At 71.0% G+C, this 18,607-nt stretch carries 15 protein-coding genes; 7 read left to right on the forward strand and 8 right to left on the reverse strand.

The features are described 5' to 3' along the window. Positions 1-32 precede the first annotated feature (32 nt). The 4 genes from qcrB to ctaE are packed head-to-tail and all read right to left on the reverse strand — an operon-like array spanning position 33 to position 4,273. Positions 33-1,682 (reverse strand): cytochrome bc1 complex cytochrome b subunit, encoded by a 1,650-nt coding sequence (gene qcrB, locus BJ981_RS24260; RefSeq protein WP_184614042.1) that lies wholly within the window; start codon positions 1,680-1,682, stop codon positions 33-35. Next, a complete protein-coding gene (gene qcrA, locus BJ981_RS24265; RefSeq protein ID WP_184614044.1) occupies positions 1,679-2,806 on the reverse strand; it encodes a cytochrome bc1 complex Rieske iron-sulfur subunit in 1,128 nt (375 codons plus the stop codon). The genes qcrB and qcrA overlap by 4 nt, the downstream gene beginning before the upstream one ends. Continuing rightward, a complete protein-coding gene (gene qcrC, locus BJ981_RS24270) occupies positions 2,799-3,629 on the reverse strand; it encodes a cytochrome bc1 complex diheme cytochrome c subunit (protein WP_184614046.1) in 831 nt (276 codons plus the stop codon). Before qcrC ends, qcrA begins: the two co-directional genes overlap by 8 nt. A 17-nt stretch (positions 3,630-3,646) precedes the next feature. Then, positions 3,647-4,273, reverse strand: coding sequence for an aa3-type cytochrome oxidase subunit III (gene ctaE, locus BJ981_RS24275; protein WP_184614048.1), 627 nt, complete (start codon positions 4,271-4,273; stop codon positions 3,647-3,649). A 181-nt stretch (positions 4,274-4,454) separates the two neighbouring features. Between ctaE and BJ981_RS24280 the strand changes: the two genes are divergently transcribed. Together BJ981_RS24280 and trpD are read left to right on the forward strand one after the other, a co-directional pair. Then, complete coding sequence (locus BJ981_RS24280; protein WP_184616371.1) at positions 4,455-4,853, forward strand: hypothetical protein; 399 nt, start codon at positions 4,455-4,457, stop codon at positions 4,851-4,853. A 179-nt stretch (positions 4,854-5,032) separates the two neighbouring features. Further along, positions 5,033-6,118: an anthranilate phosphoribosyltransferase gene (gene trpD / locus BJ981_RS24285; RefSeq protein WP_184614050.1), complete on the forward strand. Its 1,086-nt coding sequence runs from the start codon at positions 5,033-5,035 to the stop codon at positions 6,116-6,118. A 76-nt stretch (positions 6,119-6,194) separates the two neighbouring features. Here the strand turns inward: trpD and BJ981_RS24290 are convergent, their stop codons facing one another. Then, positions 6,195-6,515: an ArsR/SmtB family transcription factor gene (locus BJ981_RS24290; RefSeq protein ID WP_239138967.1), complete on the reverse strand. Its 321-nt coding sequence runs from the start codon at positions 6,513-6,515 to the stop codon at positions 6,195-6,197. 84 nt (positions 6,516-6,599) lie between these two features. On the opposite strand from BJ981_RS24290, the gene BJ981_RS24295 reads away from it, so the two are divergent. Both BJ981_RS24295 and BJ981_RS24300 read left to right on the forward strand, forming a co-directional pair. Beyond that, positions 6,600-7,670, forward strand: a complete 1,071-nt coding sequence (locus BJ981_RS24295) for a cation diffusion facilitator family transporter (RefSeq protein WP_184614054.1) — start codon at positions 6,600-6,602, stop codon at positions 7,668-7,670. Between the two features lie 145 nt (positions 7,671-7,815). Next, on the forward strand, positions 7,816-8,766 hold the full coding sequence (locus BJ981_RS24300; protein WP_184614056.1) for a DUF1259 domain-containing protein: 951 nt from the start codon (positions 7,816-7,818) through the stop codon (positions 8,764-8,766). Between the two features lie 84 nt (positions 8,767-8,850). Here BJ981_RS24300 and BJ981_RS24305 read toward each other — a convergent pair whose 3' ends face one another. The 3 genes from BJ981_RS24305 to BJ981_RS24315 all read right to left on the reverse strand — a co-directional run bounded on the left by BJ981_RS24305 (position 8,851) and on the right by BJ981_RS24315 (position 14,935). After that, positions 8,851-9,138: an Lrp/AsnC family transcriptional regulator gene (locus BJ981_RS24305; RefSeq protein WP_184614058.1), complete on the reverse strand. Its 288-nt coding sequence runs from the start codon at positions 9,136-9,138 to the stop codon at positions 8,851-8,853. Positions 9,139-9,283: 145 nt separating this feature from the next. Then, positions 9,284-12,676 (reverse strand): DEAD/DEAH box helicase, encoded by a 3,393-nt coding sequence (locus tag BJ981_RS24310; protein WP_204069979.1) that lies wholly within the window; start codon positions 12,674-12,676, stop codon positions 9,284-9,286. 531 nt (positions 12,677-13,207) lie between these two features. Further along, positions 13,208-14,935: a DEDD exonuclease domain-containing protein gene (locus tag BJ981_RS24315; RefSeq protein ID WP_239138966.1), complete on the reverse strand. Its 1,728-nt coding sequence runs from the start codon at positions 14,933-14,935 to the stop codon at positions 13,208-13,210. A gap of 228 nt (positions 14,936-15,163) precedes the next feature. Between BJ981_RS24315 and BJ981_RS24320 the strand changes: the two genes are divergently transcribed. The 3 genes from BJ981_RS24320 to BJ981_RS24330 all read left to right on the forward strand — a co-directional run bounded on the left by BJ981_RS24320 (position 15,164) and on the right by BJ981_RS24330 (position 18,503). Further along, positions 15,164-15,730, forward strand: a complete 567-nt coding sequence (locus tag BJ981_RS24320) for a hypothetical protein (RefSeq protein WP_184614060.1) — start codon at positions 15,164-15,166, stop codon at positions 15,728-15,730. A gap of 315 nt (positions 15,731-16,045) precedes the next feature. Beyond that, a complete protein-coding gene (locus BJ981_RS24325) occupies positions 16,046-17,368 on the forward strand; it encodes an NYN domain-containing protein (RefSeq protein WP_184614061.1) in 1,323 nt (440 codons plus the stop codon). Positions 17,369-17,585: 217 nt separating this feature from the next. Beyond that, positions 17,586-18,503 (forward strand): C40 family peptidase, encoded by a 918-nt coding sequence (locus BJ981_RS24330; protein WP_239138978.1) that lies wholly within the window; start codon positions 17,586-17,588, stop codon positions 18,501-18,503. Positions 18,504-18,607 lie beyond the last annotated feature (104 nt).

Consider the following 18,607-nt stretch of genomic DNA (forward strand, 5'->3'; position numbering starts at 1 on the left):
TTGTCGCCCGTGGAACCCCCGCAGGGGCTCGCTCAGTGGCCGATGGACTTGGTCTCGTCCGCGCCGGCTCCGACGGCGGCGTGGCCGTGGCCCTCCACGTGGTGGCCGTCGGTGTCCAGCGAGATGGCGTCGCTGTCCTCGGAGTAGGCCCGGCTGAGCTTGGCCCTGAGCCTGCCGAGCGGGTTGCGCATGCCCTTGGGGGGCACTCCCGCGCCGTCCGGCTCGGCCTCGATGGCCGGGATGCGCTTCTTGCCCTGCACGAGGGCCACCAGGTCCTCGGCCGGGGGCACGTGGACCTCGATGTACTCGCCGTGGGGCAGGCGCTTGATGACGCCCGACTCCACGCCGTGCAGCACGGTCTCCTGGTCCCTGCGCTGCAGGCCGATGCAGAAGCGGTACGTGATGAAGTACGCGATCGCCGGCCCGACGAAGATGGCCACGCGGCCGACCTCGGTCGTGGTGTACAGCGGGATGTGGAACGTCGAGGAGATCTCGTCGTTGGCGCCCAGCAGCCACAGGATGCCGTAGAACGTGATCGCCGAGATGCCGATCGAGGTGCGGTGCGGGTTGTTACGAGGACGGTCGGTCAGGTGGTGCTCGCGGTTGTCCCCGGTGATCCAGCGCTCCGCGAACGGGTACAGCGCGAGCCCGGTCATGATGATGCCCATGGGCACCAGCGCCGGGATCAGCACGCTCAGCGGCAGCGTGTAACCGAGGAAGTTGATCTCCCACGCGGGCATCAGGCGCAGCGCGCCTTCCAGGAAGCCCATGTAGAAGTCGGGCTGCGAGCCCGCCGAGATGTCGGCCGGCGTGTACGGACCGAACAGCCAGATCGGGTTGATCTGGGCGAACGTGCCGAGCAGCGCCAGCGCGCCGAACGTGAACAGGAAGTACGCGCCCGACTTGACCATGAAGGTCGGGTAGAACGGCGCGCCGACCACGTTGGTCTCGGTGCGGCCCTTGCCCGGCATCTGCGTGTGCTTCTGCACCCACATGAGGATCATGTGCGCGGAGATCAGCGCCAGCAGGATGCCCGGGATCAGCAGGATGTGCAGGCTGTAGAACCGTGAGATCACGTCCTCGCCGGGGTACTCGCCGCCGAAGAGGAAGAACGTGATGTAGGTGCCCACCAGGGGGATCGAGATCGCCACGCCCTCGGTGATCCGCAGGCCCGCGCCGGAGAGCAGGTCGTCCGGCAGGGAGTAGCCGGTGAGGCCCTCGGCGAGCGCCAGGGTCAGCAGCAGGACGCCGATGATCCAGTTGAGCTCGCGCGGCTTGCGGTACGCCCCGGTGAAGAACACGCGGAGCATGTGCACCATCATGCCCGCCACGAACAGCAGCGCCGCCCAGTGGTGGATCTGCCGGATCAGCAGGCCGCCGCGGACGTCGAAGCTGATGTGCAGCGCCGAGGCGTACGCCTCCGACATGTGGACGCCGTACAACTGAGGGTAGGAGCCCTGGTAGACGACCTCGCCCATGCTCGGCTTGAACCAGAACGTCAGGAACGTACCGGTCAGCAGCAGGATGATGAACGAGTAGAGCGCGATCTCACCGAGCAGGAAGGACCAGTGGTCCGGGAAGACCTTGCGCAGGTTGCGCTGGAGGAAGTTCCCGGCGCCGAGGCGGTCGTCGAGGAAGGACGACGGCCCGGCGATGGGCTTCGGGACGGTGTCCAGGCTCATGCCTGCCCCCTAGCTTCGGCCTCAGCGTCCCCGCGCTCCCAGAAGCTGGGGCCCACCGGGACGTTGAAGTCGCTCTGTGCGATGAGGTACCCCTCATTGTCGACGCCGATCGGCAACTGGGGCAACGGGCGGGCCGCCGGGCCGAAGATGACCTTGGCGCCGTCGGCCGCGTCGAACGTGGACTGGTGGCACGGGCAGAGGATGTGGTGCGTCGTCTGCTCGTAGAGCGCCGCGGGGCAGCCCACGTGGGTGCAGATCTTGGAGTAGGCCACGATGCTGTCGTGCGTCCAGTTGAGGTTGACGCCCGGCTTGAGGTCCTCGGGCCTGAACTTGATCAGGATCAGCGTGGCCTTGGCCAGCGCGTTCAGGTCGTCCTCGTGCCCCTGCGGCACCACCGACAGGATGCCGCCGGGGGAGTTGAAGTCCGCCGCGCGGATCGGCTGGCCGGTGCCCTCGACGATCAGGCGCAGGCCCTTCTTCCACACCGTGTGGCGCAGCGAGGTGCCGGGCAGGGGGCCGAGGTCCTTCAGCATCACCAGCGGCAGCAGGCCGAGCGGAGCCGCGGCCAGCAGCAGCGTGCGGCGCAGCAGCTTGTGCCGGACGAAGCCGCTCTCCTCCGCGCCCTCCAGGAACGTGCGGGCGACGTCCGCCCGCACGTCGGGGCCGGAGGCCATCAGGTGGCGCTGCTGCACCAGCGTGTACTTCGGCATGATCTGCCGCGCCCACACGACCAGGCCCGCCGCCAGCGACAGCAGCGCGAGGGCCAGGAAGCCGCCGAGCGCCAGGTTCGAGGTCTGGGTCTTCTCGACCGTGCCGACCTGGAAGATGACGTAGGACGCCACGAACCCGACCGCGGCGAGGAAGGTCACCACGAACAGCAGGGCGGCGCGGCGCTCACCCTTGCGCGCGGCCGCGGGGTCGGGGAACTTCACCTCGCCGACCGCCACCGGCTCGTTGGCCGAGTGCGGGGGCTCGCCCGCCGTGGCCGCGCCGTGACCGCCCGCCCGGGAGCCGCCCTCGGAGGGCTCGCCGAGCAGCAGGCCGCCGCCGCGCGGCGCGGGGGTGCCGATGACACGCCTCGGAAGGCGCTCCTCCGGCTCGATCTCGTTCGGGTTGTCAGTCATGGTTGACCTGCCGCCTCTTCGCGGTGATCCAGATGGCGGCAAGGATCAGCAGGCTGATGCCGCCGACCCACGCGACGAGACCCTCGGTGACCGGGCCGATGCGGCCGAGGCCGTTGCCGCCCGGGTTGGGCTCGTTGCGGACGCCCACGATGTAGGCGATCATGTCGCGCTTCTGCTCGGGGGTGATGGTGCTGTCGTTGAAGACCGGCATCGCCTGCGGGCCCGTGGCCATCGCCTCGTAGATCTGCGTCGGCGTGGCCGGCTGCAGCGAGGGGGCGTACTTGCCGTAGGTCAGCGCGCCTCCGGCGCCGACGAAGTTGTGGCACTGGATGCAGTTGGCGCGGAAGAGCTCACCGCCCTTGGCCGGGTCGCCCTTGGCGGGGTCGACGGCCTCCAGCGACGGCTTGGTCGGGCCGCCGCCCAGCGACTGGACGTACGCCGCCAGCTGCCGGACGGTGTCCGGGTTGACCCACTCCGGGGGACGCTTGCGCGGCGCCTGCGGCCCGGGGTTGCTGAAGGGCATGCGGCCACTGGAGACCTGGAAGTCGACGGCGGCGGCACCGACGCCGATGAGGCTCGGGCCCGATGCACCACCGGGCGTGTAGGACCCCTCGGCGTTCAAACCGTGGCAGCTCGCGCAGTGCGCCGCGAACAGGTCCTTGCCCGCGGCCACGTCGTCCGCCTTGCCGGAGGCGATCGCCGCGTCGGCCCGGTCACCTCCGGGCACCAGCAGGGCGTACACCCCTCCGAGGACGCTCAGGGCCAGAAGGAGGACGACATAGCGCGCGAGTGGATGCCGTCTCCGAGCGGTGATCGAGTTCACCGATATCCTCGTTCCGATCATTTGATGATGTAGATGGTCGCGAAGAGGCCGATCCAGACGACGTCGACGAAGTGCCAGTAGTAGGACACGACGATCGCGCTGGTGGCCTGCTCATGTGTGAAGCGCTTCGCGGCGTACGTGCGTCCCAGCATGAACAGGAACGCGATCAGGCCACCGGTCACGTGCAGGCCGTGGAAGCCCGTGGCCAGATAGAAGATCGAGCCATAGGCGTTCGAGGACAGGGTCAGACCCTCTTCCACGAGGTTGCGGTACTCGTACAGCTGGCCTCCGACGAACCACGCGCCCATGAGGAAGCTGACGATGTACCAGAACCGGAGCTTGCCGACCTGTCCCTTTTCTGCGGCCCACACGCCGAGCTGGCACGTCACACTGGACAGGACCAGGACGATCGTGTTGACGAGCGCGTAGGGGACGTCGAGGTGGACGCCCTCGGGAAGGGTGGGCCAGGGCTTGTCCATGCCCAGGCTGACCGACCGGATCGTGAAGTACATCGCGAACAGCGCCGCGAAGAACATGAGCTCAGAGGACAGCCAGACGATCGTGCCGACGCTGACCAGGTTCGGCCGGCGGGACGATGGGGCTGTCGTCGTCGTGATTGCGGATGCTGTCGCCACGCGCAGCATTATTGCGGCTCGACCGGTCGGGTCGCCGCACGACCCCCCGCTAAGGGGCACTTGACGCGGATAAACCGGACATACGCCGGGTTCTACGCCAAGTATGGCTCGTCTGGGCTTCGGTCGGCGGGGACCGGTACCATCTTTGGTGACCATACCTCGTCAATCGATAGTGAGCGCGACCGTGAGCATGAGGGTTCTCGTCTACAGCGACGACGCCGGCACCCGTGAGAAGGTCCGGCTGGCGATCGGAAGGCGTCCCGCGGCCGACGTGCCCCAGGTCGAGATCGTCGAGTGCGCCACCCAGCCCGCCGTCGTCAAGCATCTCGACTCCGGGAACATCGACGTCGCCGTCCTCGACGGCGAGGCCGTCCCCGCGGGCGGCATGGGCATCTGCCGCCAGGCCAAGGACGAGGTCTACGACTGCCCGCCCATCTGCCTGGTCATCGGCCGCCGCGACGACCGCTGGCTCGCCGAGTGGTCCCGCGCCGACGCCGTCGTCGCCCAGCCGATGGACCCCATCGCCCTCGCCGAGGCCGTGGCCGGCCTCATGCGGCGCCGCTCGGAGACCCGCATCGCCTCCCACTGACCGTCGCCGCCCGTCGCGCCGACGGCCGACGGCCAGGCCGACCGTTGACGGTCCCACCGCCCGCCGACCGTTGGACCATCTCCTGTAGACCAGCTCCTCGACGGCCGACCGCAAGACCGTCTCGCCCACCGATCGTCCGTCACCTGCCGCCATCGACCTTCTCACCGACCGGAGCCCCCATGGACGCGCGCACCACGTGGCCCGCGCTGCTCACCGCCCTCCTGTCCCGCGAGAACCTCACCGCCGACGAGACCGCCTGGGCGATGAGCGAGATCATGTCCGGGTCGGCGACGTCCGTGCAGATCGCGGCGTTCGCCACGGCGCTGCGCGCCAAGGGCGAGACCGTCGCCGAGGTCACGGGGCTCGCGCGCACCATGCTCGCGTTCGCGACCCAGCTCACGATCGACGGCCCGACCGTCGACGTCGTCGGCACCGGCGGCGACCGCGCCCACACCGTCAACGTCTCCACCATGGCCGCCATCGTCGCGGCCGCGGCGGGCGCCAAGGTCGTCAAGCACGGCAACCGCTCGGCGTCCTCCTCCTGCGGCGCCGCCGACGTGCTCGAACAGCTCGGCATCGTCCTGGAGATGAAGCCGGAGGCCACCGCGCGCGTGGCCGCGGAGGCGGGCATCACCTTCTGCTTCGCGCCGGTCTACCACCCCGCGCTGCGCTACGCGGGCCCCGCCAGGTCCGAGCTCGGCGTGCCCACCTTCTTCAACTTCCTCGGCCCGCTCACCAACCCCGCCCGCCCCAAGGCCCAGGCCATCGGCGTCTACGACTCCCGCATGCTGCCGGTCATCGCCGGGGTCTTCGCCGAGCGGGGCGTGTCCGCGCTGGTGTTCCGCGGCGACGACGGCCTGGACGAGCTGTCCACCGCCGGCACCTCCACGGTCTGGGTGGTCAGGGACGGCGCGGCGGTCCAGACGGTCTTCGACCCCCTGGACATCGACGTCCCCCGCTCCGACCCCGGCGCGCTGCGCGGCGGCGACCGCGAGTTCAACGCCAAGGCCGTCCTCGACCTGGTCGACGGCAAGACGGGCCCCGTCCGCGACGCCGTCCTCCTGAACGCCGCCGCCGCCCTGGTCAGCGTCGACGCCCTCACCCTCCCCGCCGGCACCCCGCCCCTGGACGAGACCGGCGCCGGCGAGGCCCTCGTCAGCGCCATGGCCACCGCCTACGCCCGCGCCGCCGAAGCCGTCGACTCCGGCCGCGCCTCGGAGACCCTCACCCGCTGGATCGAGGTCAGCCGCTCCCACGGCTCCTAGACGGCGGACCTTTCCCGCAGGCTCATCGACGAAGCGACGACGGCCGTCGTGTGAACGCCCGGATCGCCTTCTCGGCTCAGTCGTGACGGGGGATGCCTGACACCTCGTGGTCGGCGTGGAAGAGCGCCTCCTTGATGAGAGAGCGGACGTGGACGTCGCGTGCCCGGTAAAGCACCCGGCGTCCGTCCCTGCGCGTCTGGACCAGCCCGGCGAGACGGAGTTTGGCCAGGTGCTGCGAGACCGAGGGGCGGGCGGCCGCGAGGGTTTCGGCGAGGCTGCCCACGTCGTACTCGCCGGAGGACAGCAGCCACATCAATCGCAGCCGGGTGCCGTCGCTGAGCAGGCGGAACGCGTCCACCGCCGCGCTGACCTGCTGGTCGGTCGGCTGCTGTTGCACAGGAGTCGCACCTGATTCGTTGTCGCGTGCGTACATGGCTACATATACTGCCGGGCCAGGCGAAGTCAGGGAAGAAGGGCCGACATGTCGGATGGCGACGGCCACGGTCATGGCCACGGCGGGCACAGGCATGATCACAGCGACGGGCATGAGCAGGGGAGCGAGCTCACCGCGCTGAGGAAGCTGCTCCACACGGTGGGCCATGCCTTCACCCCGCACGGCCACGACAGCACCGGCAAGACGGACGAGGCGCTGGAGTCCAGCAGCCGCGGCATGCGCGTGCTGGCCATCTCCTTCGCCGCGCTCACGGTGACCGCCATCGTGCAGGCGGTGATCGTCGCCTTCTCCGGCTCGGTCGCGTTGCTCGGTGACACCTTGCACAACTTCGCCGACGCCTTGACGGCCGTCCCGCTGGCCTTGGCCTTCTGGGTGGGCCGCCGGGCCGCGACCCGCCGCTTCACCTATGGGTACGGCAGGGCGGAAGACCTGGCCGGCATCGTCATCATCGTGCTCATCGCGGCATCTGCCGGTCTGGCCGGATATGAGGCGGTCAAGCGTCTGATCAGCCCGCAGGACGTGCGGGCTCTGGGCTGGGTGGCCGCCGCAGGCCTGGTGGGCTTTCTCGGCAACGAGTTGGTCGCCCGTTACCGGATCAAGGTCGGCAGGGAGATCGGCTCGGCCGCCCTGGTGGCCGACGGGCTGCACGCCCGCACCGACGGTTTCACCTCCCTCGCCGTCCTGCTCGGCGCCGGTGGCGCCGCTCTCGGATTCCCCATCGCCGACCCGATCGTGGGCCTGCTGATCACGGTGGCGATCGTCTTCGTCCTGCGGGACGCGGCCCGGGAGATCTACCACCGGCTCATGGACGCCGTCGACCCCGAACTGGTGGAGCGCGCCGAACACCTGCTCGCGGAGGTTCCCGGTGTCGAAGGCGTCGGTTCGGTGCGGCTGCGCTGGATCGGCCACACGCTCCGGGCCGAGGTGGACATCGTGGTGAGTCACCGGCTCACCTTGGTCGAGGCGCACGCGGTCGCGGTGGAGGCCGAGCACCGGCTGATCCACGACCTGCCGCGGCTGCGCGCGGCCACCGTGCACGCCGACCCCGACGGCCCGGTCGGCGCCGATCACCACGCGGTGCTGGCCACCCACCGATAGAGCCGAACCAGGAATGCTTCCCCCACCCCGAGCAGCCTCAGGGCATGGTTACACAGCGTGCCGATGTGGGCACAGAATCACCGATCGGGGGCATTGAGAAAGTTCGGGGACGGCCGTGGCGCGCGTGAAGGGGTTGTCGGCACTGATGGCTGCCGCGGTCATGGCAGCCGGATGCTCCCTTGCCGGGGGCGACGCGCGGACCGCCACCGGGGTCGGCTCCGTGCGGCATGACGGCGATCCCGGCGAGACCCCGTCCCCGGCGGCCGGTGGCGAGGCGGAGTGGGAGGGCGTGGCGCGCGCGCTGGGCCGGGCGGGGAAGCTGTCGTCGGACAAGAAGGTCTACCGGGTTTCGTTTCCGCGCTCGGACCTGAAGGTGACCTCCTACGGGGTGAGCATCGAACCGGGCCTCGCCCTCGGAGGGTATGCCGCCTTCACCCGCCACTCCGGCGGCGATGTTCTGATGATGGGCGACCTGGTGGTCACCGAGCCGGAGTCGCAGAAGGTCACCGACGTCCTGCAGCGTCAGGGGATCCAGCAGACCGCGCTGCACAAGCACCTGCTGTCCCACCAGCCGGAGGTGTGGTGGACCCACGTCCACGCCAGCGGACCCGATGCGGTGGCCATCGCCCGCTCCATCCGGGCCGCCCTGGACGTCACCGCCACCCCGCCGCCCCCGGCCGCGGCCCCCAAGCCCGCCCTGCGGCTCGACACCGCCGCGATCGACCAGGCGATGGGGACCAAAGGCACCAACGACGGCGGAATCTACAAGTTCACCTTCAAACGCACGAAGCCGGTCACCGAGCACGGCCGCGTCATCCCGCCCGGGATGGGTGTGACCACGGCGATCAACTTCCAGCCCACCGGCGGCGGCAAAGCCGCCGTCAACGGCGATTTCGCCATGGTCGCCGACGAAGTCCAACGCGTCATCCGGGCCCTGCGCCGCGGTGGCATCGACATCGTGGAGATTCACAATCATGCCCTGCACGACGAACCACGCCTGTTCTACATGCACTTCTGGGCCGACGACGACGCCGTGAAACTCGCCAGGACCCTGCGCCAGGCCGTCGCCGAGCAAGCCGTCACCCCGGCGGCGTGAGAAGGAGCTCGGCCCCTGAGCCCGCGGATGAGGGCGACCGGTCCGCGGCAGGCCCGGGGGAAGTGATCGTTTCCTTCGATCCTGTCAGTCGGCCTCGGTGAAGCCGATGGAGAAGGCGGCGTCGAGGTCGTGTTTGGAGTAGGTGCGGAAGGCGAGGTGGGTCTCGGTGGCGAGGACGCCCTCGACCTTGTTGATGCGGCCGGGGATGACCTCGGCGACGTCGTCGTAGTGAGGGACGCGGACCATGGCGACGAGGTCGTAGTCACCGGTGATCGAGTAGACCTCGCTGACGCCGTCGAGCTCGGCGATCGTCTCGGCGACCTCGGGAATCCGGGCGACCTCCGCCTTGATGTGGACGATCGCGGTGATCATACGCGCTCTCTCCTTCGAGTACCGAGTACGGCCTGGCCCGACTCTAGCGCCGAGCGGCGCCCCCGCCCTCATCGGAGCCGGGCGGGGGCGGTGGCGTGCCTGGCGCGCCGGCGTTGTTCGGGGAGGTCCAGGAATAGGGGACGCCTCAGTACGGGGATGCCGACGAGTAGTGGCGGCCCAGCCATCCCGTGGCCATGTGGTCCCCGCGTTTGGTGAAGATCGCTCCGCCGGTGTCGGCATCGTCGGGGTCGTCGGGGGGACGGGGCGGGTACGCGGCCGTCGCCTTGCCGATCACGGCGGTGGTCGCGGTGGCCCGGCCGTTCCAGGTGATCAGGTGGCCGGCGCTGATATCGGTGACGCTCACGTGGTCGAGGCCCTCGGCCAGCTCGCATCCGGTGGTCCGTTCCCGGAGCAGGCCGATGTACTGATCGTGGTCGAGCTGACAGTCGCGCGGCGGAGTGGTCTGGGCCCAGTCGGGACTGGTGAAGCCCGACTCCGTGGCGCACCGCCACAGGGTCGGGACGAACTCCTTGGCGAGAGGGGCGGTCGCCATCTGCTCGCACATCCACAGCAGCCTGCCGGAGCCTCGCCGGGGACCCCACCGGCGCCAGCGCACCCGGCGGTCGATGTCGCCGGCGACGATCGCGATCCACGGGTGCATGGTCCCCAGGTAGCCCTGCGCTCCGAGCCAGGCGAAATAGCGGGACGCCGCCTCGAGGATCGGGGCGATGGTGCTGGAGGGCAGGCCCGCGACGAAGCGGAAGGACCGCGTGAACAGCCGAGGGCTGTGCGCCGCCAGCAGCAGCGCCGCCCGTGCGAGATCGCCTGGCCCGTACGTGCGGGCGGCGCCGAGCCCGCTGACCGCGCTGCTGGAGTCGTTCTCCTCGCGCCGGCCGCCGGCCCTGATGATCTTCGCCACGACCGGCCGGAGGAAGTCGGCCACCGGGGCGAAGGCGAGCTCGGGCACGAGCGCGGCCACCACGTGGATCAGGACGTCCTCCGCGATGTCGGGATCGGAGGGGACGGGGATCTCGCCCAGTACCGCGCGGAGGTCGGCGGCCACGTCGGTGTTGACCATCAGCCGCGCGGTGAGCAACCCGAGGTCGGTCACGGCGACACGCGTGTCGCCGCCGTTGCCGGGGACCTGCGTGAGGTAGCCGTGGTCGATGAGGAAGTCGACGGCCTCGATCACCGGCTCGGTGTCGTCGTCCCCCTGGTGGTGGCACAGGGTGTGCTTCCACCACTGCTCGGCCTGTTCGACGCTGGTGATGCGCCCCTGGACCACCTCGGCGAGGACATGATCGGTGAGCGTCGCGTGGATCTGTGAATGGACGTGGTATCCGTCCACCAGCGCGCCCTGCCAGTCGGCGCGTTTCACCTCGCTGGTGATGAGATAGGCCCAGCCTTCGTGCTCGCCCGCCCCGACCCGGCCGGCGCGGCCGAACATCTGCAGCAGGGTGGCGACGTCGAGGGGGTCGCGGCCGACCATGGTGTCGCGGACGATGACGGCGCGGGCGGGCAGGTTGACGCCGGCGGCGACGGTGGTGGTGGCCACCAGGACATCGAAGTCGCGGCTGCGGAAGCGGGCCTCGGCCTCGTGCTTGAACTCCCAGTCCTTGTAGTGCAGGCCGATCCTGGCGGCGGTGCAGAGCTCGTTGACGCGGTCGATGTCCTCGTCGTCGACGCCCCTGATGTCCACGCCGCGTTCGGCGGCCAGCGCCAGCGCGGTGACGCGGACGTTGCGTTTGCTCCCGCAGAACACCAGAACGCTCCCGCCGTCGTCGGTGACGCGCCGGGCCAGCACGACGGCGAGGCGGTTGCGCACGCTGTTGTCCGCGGCCTGATCGGGGGTGACGGGGATGGCCGGGAGCTGCCAGGTCAGTCGGCTGGGACGCCAGGCGGTGGAGATGAGCCGGCCGTTGAGCCATTCGGCGATCTCGGCGGCGTTGGACACCGTGGCCGACAGCCCGACGATCCGGACGGGGGAGTTCACACCGCGGACCCGGGCGAGCAGGGCCTCCAGGAGAGGGCCTCGTCCGGGGGAGCCGAGGAGGTGGACCTCGTCGACGACCAGGCAGCCGACCTCGCCGAGCGCGGCCTGCAGGGAATTGGTCCTGCAGATCGCCTCGAACTTCTCGGTGGTGGCCACCCATAGATCCGCGGCGCGGATCCGCTCGATATCGGTGGTGTACTCGCCGGACAGCCGTTCGACGCGGAGTCCCTTTCCGCGCCAGCCTTCGAGTTCCCGGTCCAGTTCGTCGGTCAGGGACCGTTGCGGGACCAGCCACGCCGCCTTGCGCCCCTCGCCCAGGATGGCGCGCAGGACGGCGAGCATGCCGATGACGGTCTTCCCGGCCCCGGTCGGGGCGGTGATGACCAGGTGGCGTTTGGAGTTCAGCACCGCGGGAGCGGCCTGGACCTGGGCCGGGTTGAGCCGGTCGAACGGGAGGTAGTCCAGCCACGCCTGCGGGACCAGGTCGGCCGCGGGGACGAGTTCGGACCGGTGGTCGGTGACCGTCTCCTCGTGGGTGTCCCAGATCTTCTCGAACGCGTCGCGGGCGTTGCAGGCCGGCTGCCCGGATACGGGGGAACGCCAGAAGAGCCTGTCGGCCCCTGGCCGGGTCAGCGCGGTGATGACCGAAAGCGGCGCCGCCCGGCCGTCCGCGCCGACCGTCGAGACGATCTCGTTCTCGGCCCAGTACGCCACCGATCGGTGGGGGACTCCCGCCGCCGCCAGTGTCGTGCGCAGCCGGCCGAACTCCGGCCCGTCGGGGAGGATGACCCGGACGTCGGTGCCCGGTGGCAGCGGCGGCAGCGTCCACCGCGGATTGGTGATCTTGCACCAGTGCAGCAGACGGTGCTCCGCCGGCGGCTGCTCCGTGATCTCCTGAGATGGCTTGGCATCGCGGGCGCCGGATCCCTGGTGAGGGGAGAGATGGGGCAGGAGGCCCAGCATCCGGCCCGCACGGATCGCGGCGACCTGTGACCCTGGCGGCGGCGCCGGGGCGTCGTCGTGGCCCGCCGCGGCCGGGCCGGGCGCGGGCCCTGCCGCCAGCGCGGCGCCGGGATCCTCGAAGGGGGCGTCCACGGGAAGGTCGCCCAGCACGGGACGGCGCGAGATCCTGAGATGTTGCAGGGTGAAGGTCGCGGGACAGGCCGGGCAGACCACGGCGAACTCCGCTCGCCGTGCTCCTTCGACCTGATAGGCCCGGGTCATGCCATGAAGAGCGCCGTCACAGGTCGGGCAGCACAGATCGGTCTGGCGGAGGTACCGCCATCCCGGGAGGGCGAACCGGGCCACCGCCAGGCTGGGGCGCACGCCCCACATCCACTGGGCTACGCCGGCGACGGTCGTGTCGCCGGGCGCGCCACGATCCGCCGCGGACGGGGCCGGTCGTCCTCCCGGCCCCGGCTGCTGGAGAAGATCGGCGTACTCGCGCAGCCTCAGGTCGTCAAGGGTGAAGGTGGCCGGGCAACGCCGGCAGACGACCGCCACATAGGGGGAGTTTCGTCCGTCGCGCTCGTCGGCTTTCCACATGGTGTGCAGAAAAGCGTGACATCGCGGGCATTGAGCGGTGACCTGCTCGCGGTAAGTCCAGCCGGGCTGCGCGAATCGTTCGATCGCCGGTTCGGGGCGAACCCCCCAGAGTGACTCCGCCAATTCCGGGACGGACAGGCCGTCGCTTTCGTGGGAGCTGTCGCCGTTCACTCATACCTCGATCGGGTGAAGTGCCGGACATGTGCTGTCACCTCGGGTAACGCGGCAGGCTCGACGGGGAAGCCGGTGTGGCGGGTCTCGATGCCGAGCACGTCGCGGCCGTCACGCGGAGAGCCGGATCGCGGCGCCGCGAACGCCTTCACAGGGTATAGCGGATATAGGGGTTACGCATGGTTATGAGGAGATTATTTATGCGGGATTATTGGCATTTATCGACGTGAATGCATGACATAAGTGGCGACTTGGAGTTATGTGTGCTCTGGGTGTCTTATGCTTTTGTGTCGGATTCTTTGACCTGCGTGACAGCCGGCGCCAACGAGGTCAACCGATGGGGAAGGGCGACCGGAGCCCTCAGGTGAGCGGCCTGCCCTCACGGCGCTGACGAGGCTCCAGGCCCTGGTAGGCGCGGTCGATGCGGCCCTTGAGGCGGCCCGCGCCGCGGGCGGGGGTGCTCCAGGTGCCGTCCAGGCGGACCAGGCGGACGCCGGGGGAGTCGAGCCAGCGCAGGACGCACTCGGTCTCCTCGGCGATCGCGGCCGGGAGCGGGCCGGGGCCGGGGGTGACGGTCTCGGCGGTGGCGACCAGGGCGTCGACGTAGGGGACCGGGTGCGCGCCGCGCGGCATCACGCCCGCGGCGGCCAGGCGGCCGTGCCGGACGACGTGGATGTCCCAGCCGCCGTCGAACGAGGGGCTCGCGGCGATCAGTTCCGGGATGCCGGTCAGCGACCGCAGGCGCTGCATGCGCGCGGCCGTGCGCACGTAGACGGCGAGCCGGTCGCGGTCGACCGCGGCCTCCTCGTAGCGCTGCTCGGCGGCGAGCCGTTCCATGCGGGCCTGGAGCGCGGCGAACACCGGGCCGGGGTCGTGCTCCATGGCCGAGCGCGCGGCCTCGGCGTGCAGGCCGTACTCGCCGACGGTCTGCCGGCCCTCGCAGGGCGCGCCGCAGCGGCCCATCTCGGCCAGCGCGCAGGCGGACCGGCGGGTGCGCGGGGTGATGCGCTCGGTGCACTGCCGTAAGGGGACGGCCTCGTGCAGCGCCGTCCGGGCGTCCTCGGCGCCGCGGGCCGAGGTGAAGGGGCCGAGGTAGGTGGCGGCGTCGGCCTTGACCTCGCGGACGATGGACAGGCGCGGGAACGGCTCGTCGGTCAGCTTGAGCCAGACGACCTTCTCGGGAAAGCGGGAGCGCCGGTTGTAGCGGGGTTTGGTGGCGCCGATGAGGCGCAGCTCCCTGACCTCGGCCTCCAGCCCGGTGGCGCAGACGATCGGGCGGACGCGCTCGGCGATGCCGATCATCTCGCGGATGCGGGGCCGGGTCTCGCTCGCGGTGAAGTAGGACCGCACGCGGGTGCGCAGGTCGCCGCTCTTGCCGACGTACAGCGCCTCGCCGCGCTCGTCCTCGAAGACGTAGACGCCCGGGGCGCTCGGGATCGCGGCGGCGAGATGGCGCTTGCGCTTCTGCTCGGGGGTGGGGGCGCGGACGAAGCCCCGCAGCTCCTCCAGCGTGTGGACCTCGTAGGCCCCGACGCGCTCGATCAGCCCGTGCAGGACCTCGACGGTGGCCCGCGCGTCGGCCAGGGCCCGGTGGCACGGCTCGGAGGACGACCGGAAGAACCGGGCCAGCGTGGCGAGCTTGCAGTTGGGGACCTCGTCGCGGGTGAGGACACGGCGGGCGAGATCGGCGGTGTCGACCACCGGGTTGGCCGGGGGAGCGTAGCCGCCGGCCTGGCAGCACGCCTTGATGAAGCCGACGTCGAACGGGGCGTTGTGCGCGACGAGGGTGGCGCCGCGGATGAACTCCAGGAAGGACGGCAGGACCTGCTCGACGCGGGGGGCGGCGGTGACCATGACGTCGGTGATGCCGGTCAGGACGGTGATGAACGGGGGAATGGGGCGCCCGGGGTCGACGAGGGTGGCGAACTCGCCGACGACCTCGCCGCCGCGGACCTTGACGGCGCCGATCTCGGTGATGGCGTGCTCGGCGGGGGAGCCGCCCGTCGTCTCGAGGTCGAACACGACGAAGGTCACCTGGTCGAGGGGCGTGCCCAGCTCGTCCAGCGTTCCCTGAATCCCGTTCTCCACGACCAAGACCATACGATCGCCGACCGACAGTTCCGCGTGGGGCACGGGAAATCCGTGCGGAATCCGGTCGCAACCCCGCGGCCCGACGATCGTTATACGACGTGCGTTCGGTGCGCTCCGGCGCCTCGGACGCCGCGCCGGCGGTCTTCCGCCGGCGCGCCGGAAACGGCCGCCCCGCAGGTCAGGGCGGCTTTGATCACTCGACTCCAGAAATATCCGGAGGTGCGCATGCGCAAGCCTGCCATCCTGATCGCGTCTCTCGCCGTCGCGGCGGGAACGCTCCTGTTACCCGCTTCCGCTCAGGCCGCCCCGGTTCCGGGCCGCGCGGAGACCGCCGCCACCACGGGGACCGCCGCCACCGCGGCGCGCTCGGACGCCGCGGCGGCCCGCTCGCGCGTCAACGTCAGCTATCCCAGGGGCATGCGGCGCGGCGGTTACGCGACCTACACCTTCAAGGTGACCGGCGCGCGCCAGATCCAGGACGACGGGCTCGTGCTCGCGACGTTCCTGCCGCCCAAGGAGGTCTCCAAGGTCCGCTTCCTGAGGAAGCCGCCGAACGCCTCGTGCGCGTACCGCAACCCGCGGGTGTACTGCGTGGTCCGGCTCGGCTCCGCCGACACGCTGAGCATGCAGATCCGCGTGTGGGTGAAGTACCGGTACGGCGGCACGTTCATGGCGGACCACTACTGGGCGCCGGTCAGCTTCGAGTCCGGGCTGACCGCCCGCGACTACGTCGACCAGCTCACCCGCGACGACCGGATCGGGCGGTCGAAGACCAAGATCTCGCTCCGCTGAGCGTCCCCCCGGCCCCGCGCGTTCCCCCGCGGGGCCGGGCGGGGCCCGGCCACGACGCGGCGAGGGTCCTCCCAGCTCAGGAGTACCGTCCCCCGGGCCCGCGCGTCCGGGGGCGCGGGTGGCGTCCACCTGGGATCACACCTTCGTCGGGCCGGGCGTGCGCGGCCGGCCCCGCCTGCGACGTCGGCCGGCGCGCGCCGCGCGGAGGGCCGCCGCGCGGGGAACCCGGCACTGTGCGCTCTGACCACGGACGCGTCAGCCGTACCCTTGTCGGATAGGGAGTTTCTGAACGGCCAGTCAGCTAGGGGAAGTCGGATGAGTTCAGCCGGTGAAGGTCTGTCTCGCCCGCTGCCCGAGCAGGTCCGCTTACACGTCGTCGAGCTCGCGGCCCAGGTGCTCGGCTCGATGCAGCCCCCGGCCATCCCGCCTCCGCTGCGCGGCATCGCCAAGTTCGACCCGCGCAAGCGCGCCCGTCTGGGCAGCGCGCCGATCGCCGCGCAACTGGAGACCGACAAGGAGTTCCGCGAGATCGTCGCGGAGGCGCTCCAGGACGCCTGGCCCGAGCTGGTCGCGAGCCTGGAGGAGGGCAACGTCCCGCCGGCCGCCGAGCCGGTGCTCGTGGCCGCCGCCGCCTACCTGACGCGCCCGCCCGGCTGGCCCGGGCTGGTGGAGACCGCGCGCGCCGACCTGGAGCAGGCGGCCGTCGTGGCCGAGGGCAGCGCGCAGGAACAGGCGCTGACGCGGCTGCGCGAGCAGCTCGCCACCCAGAAGACCGCGGCCAAGGAGGAGACCGACCGGCTGCGCGAGCAGCTCAAGGCGTCGCGGGCCGAGGTCGCCGACCTGCGCCGCAAGCTGCACGACGCCCGCGAGCGCGGCCGGCTCGCCGAGGAGCGCGCCGCCGAGCTCGAGGCGGCGGCCCAGGAGGCCAGGGCCGCCGTCAGCTCGGCCGCGAGCGCGGGCGAGACCGAGCTGCGCAAGCTGCGCGAGCGCCTCACCGACGCCGAGCGGCAGCTGGAGGCGAGCCGCCGCGCGGCGCGCGAGGGGCGCAGCATCGAGGACGCCCGCATCCGCGTGCTCCTGGACACCTTGCAGGACGCCGCGGCCGGGCTGCGCAGCGAGCTGGCCCTGCCCGTGGCGATCAGCAGGCCGGCCGACTCGGTGAGCGCCGTCGCTCCCGGCCGTCCCTCGGTCAGGGCCGTGCCCGCCCGCGCGCTGTCCGACGACGACCCCGCGCTGCTCGACCAGCTCCTCGCGATCCCGCAGCTCCACTTGATCGTGGACGGCTACAACGTCACCAAGACCGGCTATCCCACGCTCACCCTGCTGGACCAGCGGTCGCGGCTGCTGACGGGCCTCGGCGGGCTGGCGGCGCAGACGCGCGTCGAGGTGACGTGCGCCTTCGACGGCGCGGAGCTGAACGGCCCGGTGCAGGTCTCCGCGCCGCGCGGGGTGCGCGTGCTGTTCAGCGCGCCCGGCGAGATCGCCGACGACCTCATACGGCAGCTCGTGCGCGCCGAGCCGCCCGGGCGCGCCGTGGCCGTGGTCTCCTCCGACCGCGAGGTGGCCGAATCCGTGCGCCGCATGGGCGCCAGGCCCGTGCCGTCCACGCTGCTGCTGCGCCGCCTCGGCCGCGCCTGACCGGCGCTTTTCCGGGCTCGGGACGGCCTCTCACCGGCCGGGTTCGCGGCGGCGCCAAGAAATCATCAGAAAAGGTGCAGGTATCTGCGGCTTTTCTGTAGGATCACGCCCTGTCTCACTTGTCTCACATGAGGGGGCTGGCGTCCCAGTGCTCGCGCGTGGCATCCGAGGAGTCGGGCGGATTCCTGTCCTCACAGGTCTGATCGCCGCCGTCTTGGTGACGCAGGCGGGCGGGGCCGGCGCCGAGCCGAAGCCGACGGTCGCCCAGGCCAAGGCCAGGCTGGCCAAGCTCAACGAGCGCGCCGATCTCGTCGTGGACAAGTACAACGACGCCGGCGAGCGCTGGAAGAAGGCCCGCAAGGACTACAACAAGGTCAACGGGCGTCTCAAGGAGCAGCTCGGCAGGATCGACGGCCTGCGCGCGGGCCTGGTGTCGATGGCCGTGAGCACCTACCAGTCCGGCGACATGCTGTCCTGGCCGAGCCTGATCACCCAGGGCGATCCGGACGCGCTGCTGAGCGGGCTCGCCTCCGTCGACCAGATGTCGGCGGACCGGGCGCGCAAGCTCGCCGCCTACGAGCAGGCGATCGCGTCGCTCCAGGGCGAGCGCGACGACGCCAAGAAGTCCTACGACAAGGCGATCGAGCTGCTGAACGAGCTCAAGCGCCAGAAGAAGGACGTCGAGAAGCTCGTCGGGGAGCAGGAGCGCCTGCTGCGCAGGCTCAACGCCTACAACCCCGGCAACCCCAACAGCCCGGGCATCAAGTACACCGGTCCGGCGTCCGGCAACGCGCGGGCGGCGCTGCAGTACGCCTTCGCGCAGGTCGGCAAGCCGTACCGGTACGGCGGCACCGGTCCCGACGGCTTCGACTGCTCGGGTCTCACGCTGATGGCCTGGCGGGCCGCGGGCGTCACGCTGCCGCGCACCGCCGCCCAGCAGTACAACTGGGGCGCCTCGCGGCGGGTGCCGCTCAGCGCGCTCCAGCCGGGCGACCTGCTGTTCGCCTCGGGCCTCGGCCACGTCGGGATGTACGCGGGCGACGGCAAGATGGTGCACGCGCCGCGCACGGGCACCGTGGTGAGCGTCGTCCCGCTGTCGTCGTACCGGGGCATCTTCGCCGCCGTGCGTCCCTGACGCGGGACACGATCCCCGGCGGCGCCGTTCTCGGCGCCGGATCGCCGGGATACGGAAATCCGGCATAGTTTCCTATTGACGACGCCTTGCCGCCGTGCAGCGGA

It is taken from the genome of Sphaerisporangium krabiense (assembly GCF_014200435.1).
Taxonomy (GTDB): Bacteria; Actinomycetota; Actinomycetes; order Streptosporangiales; family Streptosporangiaceae; genus Sphaerisporangium; species Sphaerisporangium krabiense.

Bases quoted from the DNA above. Each gene is read 5' to 3' on its own strand.
- qcrB (WP_184614042.1), bottom strand. From the start codon at position 1,682: ATGAGCCTGGACACCGTCCCGAAGCCCATCGCCGGGCCGTCGTCCTTC.
- qcrA (WP_184614044.1), bottom strand. From the start codon at position 2,806: ATGACTGACAACCCGAACGAGATCGAGCCGGAGGAGCGCCTTCCGAGG.
- ctaE (WP_184614048.1), bottom strand. From the start codon at position 4,273: ATGCTGCGCGTGGCGACAGCATCCGCAATCACGACGACGACAGCCCCA.
- BJ981_RS24280 (WP_184616371.1), top strand. From the start codon at position 4,455: ATGAGGGTTCTCGTCTACAGCGACGACGCCGGCACCCGTGAGAAGGTC.
- trpD (WP_184614050.1), top strand. From the start codon at position 5,033: ATGGACGCGCGCACCACGTGGCCCGCGCTGCTCACCGCCCTCCTGTCC.
- BJ981_RS24295 (WP_184614054.1), top strand. From the start codon at position 6,600: ATGTCGGATGGCGACGGCCACGGTCATGGCCACGGCGGGCACAGGCAT.
- BJ981_RS24300 (WP_184614056.1), top strand. From the start codon at position 7,816: ATGGCTGCCGCGGTCATGGCAGCCGGATGCTCCCTTGCCGGGGGCGAC.
- BJ981_RS24305 (WP_184614058.1), bottom strand. From the start codon at position 9,138: ATGATCACCGCGATCGTCCACATCAAGGCGGAGGTCGCCCGGATTCCC.
- BJ981_RS24310 (WP_204069979.1), bottom strand. From the start codon at position 12,676: ATGTGGAAAGCCGACGAGCGCGACGGACGAAACTCCCCCTATGTGGCG.
- BJ981_RS24320 (WP_184614060.1), top strand. From the start codon at position 15,164: ATGCGCAAGCCTGCCATCCTGATCGCGTCTCTCGCCGTCGCGGCGGGA.
- BJ981_RS24325 (WP_184614061.1), top strand. From the start codon at position 16,046: ATGAGTTCAGCCGGTGAAGGTCTGTCTCGCCCGCTGCCCGAGCAGGTC.